Origin of the sequence: Roseomonas genomospecies 6 (genome assembly GCF_008365375.1) — a bacterium.
Classification (GTDB): Bacteria; Pseudomonadota; Alphaproteobacteria; order Azospirillales; family Azospirillaceae; genus Azospirillum.
Window position 1 is genome coordinate 1 of record NZ_QOKW01000057.1, and the last position, 11,368, is coordinate 11,368.

Below are 11,368 nucleotides of genomic sequence, written 5' to 3' on the forward strand. Positions count from 1 at the left end.
CCAGCGTCTCAACCGTGCGCCAGGGGGCATCGGCGGGATCAGTTGAAAGCATCCCCGGAAAACAGAGCCCGGCGCACTCCGTTACGCCGGACACATCTATCGCATCAGCCTTATGTTAGCGCCTATGCCCCAACCCTCCCCCTCTTCGAGGGGGAGGGTTGGGGAGGGGGCCGGGGAAAGGAGCGCCATTCAAGGTCAACAATGGTTAGTGTTGCTGATTTTCCGTCTCACGGAATAATTCACGCCTCCCTCTGACAGCCGGGCTGAAGCGGGGCCTATGGTTTCCTCGCCCGCGGAGCACAGACCACAAAGGCAAACCGCGGGCGGATCAATCATGGGAGGAATGGATGTCCAAACGCTTTTCGCTGCTCCTGTCCGCCGCGGCGGTTCTGGCCATGCTCGGCACCCTGCCGGCCTACGCCGCCGACCCCGCCCTGGAGGCCAATGTCCGCAAGACGGTGAGCCCGCAGACCCAGACCTGGCTCGCCGAACCGGCGGTCGTCGACGCCGTCAAGGCCCAGAACATCACGCACAAGGGCCTCGACCAGGCGAAGATCGACGCCATGGACAATGATTGGAAGGCGGCGGCCAAGGCCAAATCCGCCAACCCCACCTACGACAAGATCGCCGCGAACGCCGTGTCCAAGCGCCTGAATGAGGTGACGGACAAGAGCAACGGCCGGATCGTGGAAATCCTGCTGATGGACGCCCGTGGCCTTAACGTGGCCCAGACCGGCGGCACGTCCGATTACTGGCAGGGCGACGAGCCGAAATGGCAGAAGGTCTACAGCGGCGGCTCCGACCTCTACATGACCGACCCGGAGAAGGACGCCGAGACGAACGCCATGCTGACCGAGGTCAGCGTTCCCGTGCTCGACCCGGCCAGCAAGGAGAAGATCGGCGTCGCGATGATCGTGCTCGACACCAACAAGCTCGGCAACTGACGGGGAGCGGCTTCCCGCCGGTCCGCAGCCGGCCGGGAAGCCGCCACCGTGAATCCGTCTTACCCGGCGTTCTCCGCCACGAAGCGCTCGAACGCGTCCACGTCCAGCGGGCGGCTGATCAGGAAGCCCTGGATGCGCGTGCAGCGCTGGAGGCGCAGCATCTCCGCCTGCTCCTCCGTCTCCACCCCTTCGGCGATGGTGTCGAAGCCCAGGCTGTCGGCAAGATTCACGATGGTGCCGACGATGGCCGGGTCGGTGGCCGACTGCACGATGTCGCGAACGAAGCTGCGGTCGATCTTCAGCGTGTTGATCGGGAACCGCTTCAGATAGGCCAGCGAGGAATAGCCGGTCCCGAAATCGTCGATCGACAGGCGGATGCCGATGCCCTTCAGCCCATGCAGGATGGTCACCGCCTTCTCGATGTCGCCGATCATGGCGCCCTCGGTCAGCTCCAGCTCCAGCCGTTCGGGCGGGACGCCGCTGCCGTCCACGACGTCCCGGACGAAGCTCACCAGCCGCGCGTCCTGGAACTGGCGGGGCGACAGGTTGACCGACACCGACGCGACGTCCAGCCCCGCAGCCAGCCAGCCGGCCAGCCGGGTGCAAGCCTCCTTCAGGGTCCAGGCGCCGATTTCCCAGATCAGGCCGGTTTCCTCGGCCAGCGGGATGAACTCCGCCGGGCTGACGAGGCCGCGGACCGGATGGCGCCAGCGGATCAGCGCCTCCGCCCCGATCATCCGGCGGGAGCCGCGTTGCGGCATGTCCACCTTGGGCTGGAAATGCAGTTCGAACTCCTCGCCGGTCGCGGCGGCGCGGCGCAGGTCGCTTTCCAGCCCCAGCGTGAAGCCGGTGCGCTCCCGCATGCCCGCCTCGTAGAAGACGAACTTGCATTCCGGGTTGCGCTTGGCGTGGTACATGGCGAGGTCGGCGTTGCGCAGAAGCTGGTCCGCCGTCTCGCCGTCGTCGGGGAAGAAGGCCACGCCGATGGACGCGCCGCAGAAGAGTTCCTGGTTGTGGACGGCGAAGGGCTCGCCCATCGAATAGAGGATCTTCTCGACCAGCCGGGCGCCGGCGGCGCGGTCCACCGCGTCGGGCGCGACGATCAGGAACTCGTCGCCGCCCAGCCGGCCCACCGTGTCCGACACGCGGGTGCAATTGCGCAGCCGCTTGGCCACCAGCTTCAGCAGGTCGTCGCCGGCATGGTGGCCCAGCGTGTCGTTCACCTGCTTGAAGCGGTTCAGGTCCAGGAAGGCCACGGCGACCTTGGTGCGCATGCGCTGGGCGCGGACGATCGCCTCCTCCAGCCGCTCGCAGACCAGCCAGCGGTTCGGCAGGTCGGTCAGCCGGTCGAAGCTGGCCTGATAGCGGATCTGGTGTTCCTGGGACTTGCGCTGGCTGATGTCGGCGAGCGTCAGCACGTAATGCTCCAGCGCACCGCCCGGCGCGCGCACCGCCGTGACCGACAGGGACGCCGCGAAGGCCTCGCCGGAATGGCGGAAGCTGGTCACCTCGCCCTGCCAGCGCCCTTCCGTGCGGGCGGTGTGCCAGATGTCCTCGATGAAGGCGCGTTCGAGCGAGCCGGGGGCGAAGATCACCAGCGGGCGGTGGAGAAGCTCCTCCCGCTGGAAATCGGTCATCACCTCGTAGGCCGGGTTGACCGCCTGCACCGACAGCTCGGGGTCCACGATCAGGATGCCGTCGGCCACGCTGTCGAAGACGGTGGCGAGCAGGCGGATCTTCTCCTCGTGCTGCTTGCGCTCGGTGATGTCCTGGACGGTGCCTTCGTAATAGCGGATGCGGCCCTGCGCATCGCGCACGCAGCGCGCGTTCTCCGAAATCCAGATGATCGAGCCGTCGCTGCGGAAGACGCGCGCCTCGAAGCTCTGCACCACGTCGCGTTCGGCCATCAGCCGCGCGAAGGCCTCGCGCTTGCCGGGGTCGACGTAGAGTTGGCCGGCGATGTCCGTGAGGTTGTCGATCAGGTCGTCGGGCGACCGGTAGCCGTAGATGCGCGCCAGCGCCGGATTGACCCGCAGATAACGCCCGTCCACCGTGGTTTGATAAATGCCCTCGACCGCGTTCTCGAAAATACTTCTGTACTGCTCTTCCGTCTCTTGGCTCATGGACCGGGCCTCTTCTGGCGCGAGAGCGGTGGCCTCAGGAAAAAGCATGCGAACGACCTGAGCGGGCAATTGCGAAGGACGCCTCTTTTGCGCCGCAAAAAAGTAGAAGGCGGATCACGGCGCGCGTCAAGGCGGTTCGTTCTATATTTTTCACAATTGCAATAAAAGCGGCATATACGCACACCCTCCCGGCCGTTGCATCGGCGCGGCGAAAAGTGGCGGGCGTGCCACGGAATCAATCCCCGGCCCGGACACGCGAAAAGGGCCGGATCGCTCCGGCCCTTCGGGTCACGCGGGATTTCCGCAATGCAAGGAAAGCGGTGCCGCACGCCCCGCCGGTGCCCGGATCAGTGCCCGTGCGTGCCCGTCTTGGCGCCTTCCTTCAGGACGAAGTGGCGCGAGCAATAGGGGCATTCGATCTTCCCCTCGGCGCTCAGCGTCAGATAGACCAGCGGGTGGCCGAGAGCGCCGCCGCCGCCGTCGCACCCGACGGTCAGGGTTTCGACTTCAATCGTTTCAATCGGCTGCATGGCAGACATCCTCCACTTTGACACACGCGCGCGTTAACGCCATCGTTAAGATGCCCACCGAATGAGGCACGCGCGCGGGGTCGGATCATACCGAACGCGCCGGACGGATCAAGTGATTGGACAAACGATCGGCCCTCGGGGATTCGGACCCGGGGGCAAGACCGGAAAGGCCCGTTTCGATTCCATGGTTGCGCATGCCCCGCTGAACGCCATCGCCCTGCCCGCCCACGCCGTAGAGGTGCGCGGCCTCACCAAGACCTATCAGGCCGCCGGCAAGGCCGGTCCGAAGCAGGCGCTGAAGGGGATCGACCTCGCGATTCCCCGCGGTTCGGTCTTCGGTCTGCTGGGTCCGAACGGGGCGGGCAAATCCACACTCATCAACATCATGGCGGGGCTGGTCAACAAGACCGGCGGCAGCGTGGCGATCTGGGGAACCGACATCGAATCCCATCCGCGCCAGGCGCGCGCATCGATCGGCGTGGTGCCCCAGGAACTGAACATGGACCCTTTTTTCACCCCGCGGGAAATGCTGGAGCTTCAGGCCGGCCTCTACGGCGTGCCGAAGGGGGAGCGCCGGACGGAAGCCCTGCTGGAGGCCGTGGGACTGCGCGACAAGGCCGACGCCTACGCCCGCTCGCTGTCGGGCGGCATGAAGCGGCGGCTGATGGTGGCAAAGGCGATGGTCCACACCCCGCCCGTCCTGGTGTTGGACGAACCCACCGCGGGCGTGGACGTGGAGCTGCGCATCCAGCTCTGGGAGCATGTGCGCAAGCTGAACCGCGAAGGCACGACGGTGCTCCTGACCACCCACTACCTTCAGGAAGCGCAGGAGCTGTGCGACACCATCGCCATCATCAACCACGGCACGGTGGTGGCCTGCGAGCCGACTTCGGCGCTGCTGCGCCGGGTGGACGCCAAGGCGATGAGCGTGGTCGTGGACCGCGACCTGGACGCCGTGCCGGAGGGCCTGTCGGCCTTCACCGCCGAACTGGCCGAGCCGCGGCGCCTGATCGTCCGCTACCAGCCGAGCCGCCAACGGGTGGACGGCATCCTGTCCGCGCTCGCCGGGGCCGGGCTGGGGGTGGTGGACCTCAGCACCGAGGAATCGGACCTGGAGGACATCTTCCTGCAACTGACCGGCGGCGCGCACGCGCGAAAGGAAACCGTGAACGATGCGGCGTAGCGCGGCTGCCGGACGCATTGCGAAACTGATCGTCGGGGTTGGCCTTCTGCTGCCCGGCTGCACCCCGGCCTATCAGCCGATGGGCCTTCCCATGACCCAGCCGGCCCTGACCGACGGCGCCCTGATCGCCGCCGACGGCTTCGAGCTTCCGCTGCGCCGCTGGCTGCCCGAGGACGGGGCGCCGCGGGCGGTGGTTCTGGCCCTTCACGGCTACAACGACTATTCCAACGCCTTCGACGGCGCCGGGCGCCGCCTCGCCGCCCGGGGGATCGCGGTCTACGCCTATGACCAGCGCGGTTTCGGCGCCACGCGGAACACCGGCATCTGGCCGGGAACGGACACGCTGGTGGCCGACCTGAAGGCGGCGGTCGGGCAGATCCACGCCCGCCACCCCGGCGTGCCGCTCCACCTGATGGGCGAGAGCATGGGCGGCGCCGTGGTTCTGGCCGCCATGACCGGCCCGAACCCGCCCGCCGTGAACGGCACGATCCTGGTCGCCCCCGCCGTCTGGGGCCGCGACGCCATGGGCATCTTCCCGCGGGCGCTGCTCTGGTTCAGCTACAACATGGTGCCGGGCATGGTGGTGCACCCGCCGAAGGAGCTGAAGATCCAGGCCTCCGACAACATCGAGATGCTGCGCGCTCTGGGCCGCGACCCGCTGGTCATCAAGGGCTCCCGCGTCGATGCGCTGGAGGGGCTGACCGACCTGATGGGCACCGCCCTGGCCGCCTGCGGCCATCTGGCGGTGCCGTCCCTGGTGCTCTACGGCGCCCACGAGGAGGTGCTGCCCAAGACCCCGGTCAACCGCGCCGTCCGTGACTTCGAGGCCGGCGGACGGCATGTGGTGGCGGTCTACCCCGACGGCTGGCACATGCTGCTTCGCGACCTGAAGGCTCATGTGGTGGTCGACGACATCGCCGCCTGGATCGAGAACCCCAAGCAACCCCTGGCGAGCGGCGCCGACCGCAACAGCAGCCTTCTGGCCGCGAAGTAGGACCGGACGGGCGGCCCCGGCGGGGGTGTGAAAAAATGTCGAAAGGAGTGTTTGCACTCGGTGAGGCTTTTCGCTATGGTGCGCCTCCGCTGATGACGGACCCGTAGCTCAGCTGGATAGAGCGCTGCCCTCCGAAGGCAGAGGCCGATGGTTCGAATCCATTCGGGTCCGCCAGTTTCCCCGTTGAAAAACAACGGTTTTTCCCGCCGCTATAAGCGGCGGGGTCCCCCGTTTCCAGGCAGAATGCCGGGATTCGAATACATTCCAGGCACAGAACAGGAAAGAAAAGGGAACGGCGCGAAGCCATTTCCTTAGCAAAATCAAGCGCTTAGTTGGCGGATGTTCAGAACGCTACAGCCGCGATAGCCTCAGAAACGAAGCTGGGGGAGTGATGGCCGTATACCCTCTCCACCATTTCCTTCGAGGTATTGGCGAACTTGGCGATTCGTTCGAACGAGACGCCAGCCTGAACCATCCACGTGATCGCCGTGTGCTTCAGGACGTGGCTACTGACGTGAGGGATGCCTGCCCGTCTAACCGCCGCTGATAAAGCCCTCTTTACGTCCGAGACTCGCGCACCGCGCCATTCAATGACGTACTCCGTGACAGCACGTTCCTTAGCGTCCTTCAGGGCCGCGATAAGGCGGGTGTTCCCTGCGATAGGGGTTACGCCACGCTTCTTGTTCCCAACATCGTCACCGAAATCGATGCTCTCATGACCGGGACGACTCAGGTCAATGTTGTCCCATCTCAAGTCAAGGATTGCCTCCCGTCGCTTCGCGGTGGAAAGGGCGATTAAGATGAACAGCGCCAGATGGGGGGAGGCTTCACGCATAAGCGCGTTAGCTTCCTCCTTCGTGATCCAATCGTCGCGGACCTTGCCTGCGGACAGTTCGATGCGGAATTCGGGCTTCCGTTCGAGCATGTCTTCCGAAAACGCCCAATTCATCGCCGCACGAAGCATTCTCAGTTCCTTACTGATAGTGGCTTCGCTCACGGTCGCGCCGTTGTAGCGGCCCGCGAATCGAGATTGAGCTTTCTCCTTTCCTCGGCGGGTGACGTAATCGGCCACCTGAGTTTGGGTGAACGACTCGGCTTTCAGATCACCCAAGAGGCGGATTGGTGCGGCGAATACATATGGCAGAGTTTCCGGTGCTGCCACAAGCGGAGTGCGGTGTTTGATATAAGCGCTGCATACCTCTCCGATTGTCGGTGAGGGACGAAGCTTCGGCTTTACGTAATCAGCGGCAAACTGCGCGCGAACTCGTTCGGCTTCTTTGGGGTCCTTAGTGCCCGTTGATTTCCGCTTTGTCTGTCCGTTCTCTTCGTAGCGGATATGGTAATAGCCGTCTTTGGCGCGATTAAGACGGAATATTGGAACTTCAAGCTTTGTTCTTGCCATTTCTTCTGCTTTTATCTTGTCGTTGAACCGATGAGACGAAGGCGTTGACCGAGTATGCAATTGTGTGCAGATTGATGCGGTCGAGCGCTGTTGTCAACGCTCATTGTCATTCATTGTGTGCGGATTGCATCCATGGCTAGGACGGCTGCCATCTCGGTTCGGGTTGAAGAGGAATTGAAAGCCGCTTTGGAAAAGGCGGCAAAGGACGATGGGCGAACGGTCGCACAGTATGTCGAGCGTTTGCTAATTGCCCATCTGCGGGAGAAAGGACTTCTCCCTGAAAAAAGGTGACTAGACACAAAAAAGAGCGCACGCTCGGTGTTGGGCAGTGCGCTCACATTCACATACTAGGAATTATCGACGGCAAACATTCTTCCGTGGTTTAGAAATTTCCCTTGAACTCCCATTGGTTAATTTGCGGCTTATGAACCAGCACAGCGGCATCATGCGTATTTGGACACTTAAGCCATCCATAACCCGGTAGTGATTCGCGGATTAAAACGATGGGCTTTGCGCCTGGAATGTCAATGCGGGCGTATTCACCGCCATCGAATTGCTAGAACGCAATCATTTCACGTTTCTCCTTTGTTTTCTTTGCTGAAGGTTGCGGCGCACACCGCGCTTCTTTCGCTTCTGAGCGCGTTCAGCTTTGACGCGCTGTAGTTCAGTGTTCGCCTCGCTGGCAAGTCGGGATAATTCAACCAACGCCAGCAAGAGGACATCGGCGCGGGATATCACGGTTGCCCCCACATTCGCGGGGCTTCACCGGGGCGACGGTGTGCGCTGCGCTTCAGCGCGTTCAGCATAGCATACCGTTCGGGCTTGGCCGTTGGTTCGGCCTTCACCGGGAACGCAGTCGGCGCGGCAACTGGGGCGTCCTCCGTCACGGGTTCAGGAAGGGCGCGCTACCGCGCACCCTCCTTTTCCCAGTCGGGAAGATCATCAGAAAACCATCGCGGCATGCTCAGCATGACGGAACCTCCCCCCGTCTGCGCGCCGCGATCCAATCCGTCATCTCGTCACGCTTCGCCGTAGCCTTGCGGTGTTCTCGATAAGCATCCATGTCGAATTGGTCGGCAGGCGTTGCGTTGTCCTTCACGCGAACGCCAGGAACAAGCCCCGCGCGGCGCGCCTCGACGTAGGAATCCATATCGACGAACGGATTGAAAGTGCGCGGCTTGATCGTGATGGAAGGTGTCTCGATGTAGCTCCGCTGTCCCGTCGTGTAGGTAATCGAAGACCCGTCGTCGAAGCTCTCCGATACCAAGGTCTGCGCCCCTTCGCCGCGATGGAACCGCACTTCCGCGAATTCCTTGTTGGTCGGCGCGGGGTCAACCTGGGCAGGCTGAGCGGCTGGGTGGAACCCGCGTCGAATCTCCTCCGCGAGCGGCCCCCACTTGGGCGCAAATGCGTCGGGTTCGTCCTTCAGATAATCGGCCAGCGGAGTGACAACCCGGCCCTCCTCATTCAACTCGACGAGGCGGAAACCGGCCTTCTCAGCGATTGCGCGTTCAATTGGGCCGGTGTTCGGACCAACAACGTATTCATTGGGAAATGGTTGGCGCGAAACGACGGGGTTTCCGTCAGCGTCTCGATGGAATGTCGGATCATGGTGTTGCATTATTCGTAAGCCTCCAGTTCGATATCTGTGCGATCAAAGATGCTCTTGATCTGCGAGCGTTGCGGCTGTCCCGGTACAGGTTTTTCAGTTTTGCGGAACAACCAAGCGAGTTTCTTCTTTTCTTCAGCGGTGCGTGGTCTGCGTCGTCGAGATATGGTCATTTCGTTTTTCTCTAGTCTTCGAGAACATCGACAAGAGCGCGTTCGATAACTTTGAGAAAATCGATTGCGTACCGCTCTTGCTTTTTTGCGTTTCCGTTCAGGACGTCATTCCAGAGACTTGCCGGAATGGCGCTATTCAGTTTCCTTTTGGCAATCGCTCGCGCCGCTTTGCGGATGCGACGGCCACCTTCAGGAACTTCCTCAGCGGCTAATTGTTCGACGCATTCAAGTATTGCGTCAAAGTACTTTGCTCGTGTGGGGTAAAGGTCGGAAGCCTCAGTCATTGTGACCCATCAAGTGCCTTTGGTAGATTTGTGAATGCGAAGTGGGATCGAGTGGATTGTTACCTAGGGCGATATCCTGCGCGAATGACATGATGAGGTACGCCGTCACTTCTTGTTCTGATAAATTTTCAGCGAGGGATTCTTCCCATACGCTTTCCCTGGTGAGCGTCTTGATTAGCTCATACACAGGCCGAAGCTTGACCCTCATCGCCCGCCGAACCACCCGATTTGGATTGGGGTGACACTCAAGGTATGCGTCATCTGCGCAGCGTTTGAGTGTGTAGATGAATAGTTCGCGCGAGGGTATCGGCTGTAAGTCATTAACTTCAGGCATTGAGTCCTCCGAAGTTGATCTATTGGAGATGATGGAGCGTTCTGCTCCGAAAGAAACGCCCTGCAAATGGCATGGCGTATTCAGTTCACATGGATTTCAGGAAGAACGCCGACTTTCTCGACATTCATTGCTTCGCGCTTGACGGTGTAGAGCCAAAGTCTCCCACCAGAAGCGGTACGAGTGGCTGAATAGGTCTGGTGCTAAACCAAGGCCGCTTTCTTCAGAAGTTCCACGCCTCCCTTGGGCGGGACATTCGCACCGGCCAGGGCCGGATAGAGGTGGATACCGTCCCCGAGTTCTCTCACACTGGCAGGGATGCGGGCGGCGGTTTGCCCAACGATATCGAACTCGATTGCTGATACTTCGGCAGCACGCACGCGCTTGCGTTCGTGGTCGTACCCTGCGACGACGTAAAGTTCTCCGCCGTCAAGGTCCCAATAATCCAGAGCTTCATCAAGCCCAACGCGGACAACTTCGCATAGGTCATTGAAGCCAATTACGTCGCTGGATTCGATGTGATTGACGAGACGCCACGTCACAAGCTGAGTGCCCTACCCGAAGAGGACAATGCCCTTTGCCGGGAGACAGACGACTTTTGTCATGGCGTGTTTCGGTCGATAGTTAAGATCAAACGCCAGTTCGTCGCAGAGTATTTCCGCCTTGGCTGGCGTGAGTGAAAGGTTAAAGATCGACATTGGTTGATCCTTTATTCGTTGAGGTCCACCGCAACGTATTGCGGAACAATCACCGGACGGGCGATGGCGTAGTAAGCCATTTCGGCCAGTGCCTTCGTGAAGATGTCATTCATGACATCGGCAAAATCGCTGAATTTCGCCTTTCCCTTCGTCAACATCTTCTCAAAAAGGTCGCTCCATGCGTCCCCAATGCCGTCAAAGGATCGGAAGAAGGCTCCTTCAATCGTTTTGGTCTGCTTGGCGATGTCGATGGCGGCATTGCTGAATGCCTGTTGCAGTTCCGGCGTCATCTTGCCGTTCTCGGCAAGAACCTGCTGCGTCCGGTTCAACTTCTCAAGGCCAAGACGAAGGCGGGTCGCACCGTCGCCGTAGCGCTCAAGGATGGACTCTCCTTCCCGCGCGGCCTGGAGGTATTCCCGAGAGGCTTCCGCCGCTTCCAGCTTCGCCGCGATCTCGGAACGAAGGGCCTGAAGGTCCTTGTCCTTCGCGTCCAGCCCCATGGCGCGGAGTTGGCGTTCAATCTCGATGGACTTCGCCATTTCCGCCGCTGCGTTGGCTCCCTGAAGGGTGGCATCCGCAAGGCGCTTGGTTTCCTCGGTCTCCGTCGCCAAGTCCTTTGCGCGCTTCAGCGCGTTGACCTTGGCGCGCTCGACTTCGATAGCGCGGAAGCCCTGACGAAGGTCTTCAAGTGAAACACCAGCAGCCTGAGCAAGTTCGGCAAGCGACTTGCCCACAATGTTCGCTTTCTTGCCAAATTCGGTCAGGAAATCGGTTACGCGCTCGTTGGCCTTGACGTCGATGATGGTACCTTCACCCAACCGCAGAGCTTCGGTTGCGAGTTTCGCGCTGTTCAGTTCCAATGTGAGCGCGTAGTAACTCTCCGCAGCACTCCAAACCGCCTTCCCTTCGATGGTCATCGTGTTTGCCGACTTCTCAGCGCGCTCAATGGCATCGTCGCGGCTTTTGGTGAGATCGTGTCCCGTGCCGTGGTGTAGGATTGGACAAGCCAATCATCATGGTTCCCCGCGATCTGGCCGGGGGTATCAGGCGGCCACGGCGGGCAAGCTGATGGCCGTATCATCGCCGAGCGCGGCGAT

General features: G+C 61.6%; 11 protein-coding genes and 1 tRNA gene. 5 read left to right on the forward strand and 7 right to left on the reverse strand.

Annotated features, from left to right (window positions below; translation table 11 throughout):
- The first annotated feature begins 347 nt into the window (after positions 1-347).
- The gene (locus DS843_RS30360; RefSeq protein WP_149472544.1) at positions 348-944 is read left to right on the forward strand and encodes a PDC sensor domain-containing protein; all 597 of its coding nucleotides are present in this window, start codon (positions 348-350) and stop codon (positions 942-944) included.
- Between the two features lie 59 nt (positions 945-1,003).
- On the opposite strand, the gene DS843_RS30365 is transcribed toward DS843_RS30360, so the two are convergent.
- Both DS843_RS30365 and DS843_RS30370 read right to left on the reverse strand, forming a co-directional pair.
- The gene (locus tag DS843_RS30365) at positions 1,004-3,067 is read right to left on the reverse strand and encodes a putative bifunctional diguanylate cyclase/phosphodiesterase (protein ID WP_149472545.1); all 2,064 of its coding nucleotides are present in this window, start codon (positions 3,065-3,067) and stop codon (positions 1,004-1,006) included.
- 347 nt (positions 3,068-3,414) lie between these two features.
- Positions 3,415-3,597, reverse strand: a complete 183-nt coding sequence (locus DS843_RS30370) for a zinc-finger domain-containing protein (protein ID WP_149472546.1) — start codon at positions 3,595-3,597, stop codon at positions 3,415-3,417.
- 184 nt (positions 3,598-3,781) lie between these two features.
- Here DS843_RS30370 and DS843_RS30375 point away from each other — a divergent pair, with 184 nt between their 5' ends.
- The 3 genes from DS843_RS30375 to DS843_RS30385 all read left to right on the forward strand — a co-directional run bounded on the left by DS843_RS30375 (position 3,782) and on the right by DS843_RS30385 (position 5,948).
- Positions 3,782-4,780: an ABC transporter ATP-binding protein gene (locus DS843_RS30375; RefSeq protein ID WP_149472547.1), complete on the forward strand. Its 999-nt coding sequence runs from the start codon at positions 3,782-3,784 to the stop codon at positions 4,778-4,780.
- Positions 4,770-5,774, forward strand: coding sequence for an alpha/beta hydrolase (locus DS843_RS30380; RefSeq protein ID WP_286192413.1), 1,005 nt, complete (start codon positions 4,770-4,772; stop codon positions 5,772-5,774). The genes DS843_RS30375 and DS843_RS30380 overlap by 11 nt, the downstream gene beginning before the upstream one ends.
- Positions 5,775-5,871: 97 nt before the next feature.
- Positions 5,872-5,948, forward strand: a tRNA-Arg gene (locus tag DS843_RS30385).
- A 169-nt stretch (positions 5,949-6,117) separates the two neighbouring features.
- Here DS843_RS30385 and DS843_RS30390 read toward each other — a convergent pair.
- Positions 6,118-7,176 (reverse strand): site-specific integrase, encoded by a 1,059-nt coding sequence (locus tag DS843_RS30390; RefSeq protein WP_149472548.1) that lies wholly within the window; start codon positions 7,174-7,176, stop codon positions 6,118-6,120.
- A 132-nt stretch (positions 7,177-7,308) separates the two neighbouring features.
- On the opposite strand from DS843_RS30390, the gene DS843_RS30395 reads away from it, so the two are divergent.
- Positions 7,309-7,467 (forward strand): ribbon-helix-helix protein, CopG family, encoded by a 159-nt coding sequence (locus DS843_RS30395; RefSeq protein ID WP_149472549.1) that lies wholly within the window; start codon positions 7,309-7,311, stop codon positions 7,465-7,467.
- Between the two features lie 673 nt (positions 7,468-8,140).
- Here the strand turns inward: DS843_RS30395 and DS843_RS30400 are convergent.
- The 4 genes from DS843_RS30400 to DS843_RS30415 form a co-directional block, all read right to left on the reverse strand.
- Positions 8,141-8,797 carry a hypothetical protein gene (locus DS843_RS30400; protein ID WP_149472550.1) on the reverse strand — a complete coding sequence of 219 codons (657 nt, stop codon included), beginning with the start codon at positions 8,795-8,797 and terminating at the stop codon, positions 8,141-8,143.
- 172 nt (positions 8,798-8,969) lie between these two features.
- Positions 8,970-9,242 carry a hypothetical protein gene (locus tag DS843_RS30405; protein WP_149472551.1) on the reverse strand — a complete coding sequence of 91 codons (273 nt, stop codon included), beginning with the start codon at positions 9,240-9,242 and terminating at the stop codon, positions 8,970-8,972.
- Between the two features lie 534 nt (positions 9,243-9,776).
- Positions 9,777-10,115, reverse strand: coding sequence for a hypothetical protein (locus tag DS843_RS30410; RefSeq protein ID WP_149472552.1), 339 nt, complete (start codon positions 10,113-10,115; stop codon positions 9,777-9,779).
- A 167-nt stretch (positions 10,116-10,282) separates the two neighbouring features.
- Entirely contained in the window at positions 10,283-11,188 is a 906-nt protein-coding gene (locus DS843_RS30415) for a hypothetical protein (protein WP_149472553.1), read from the reverse strand.
- Between the last annotated feature and the right edge of the window lie 180 nt (positions 11,189-11,368).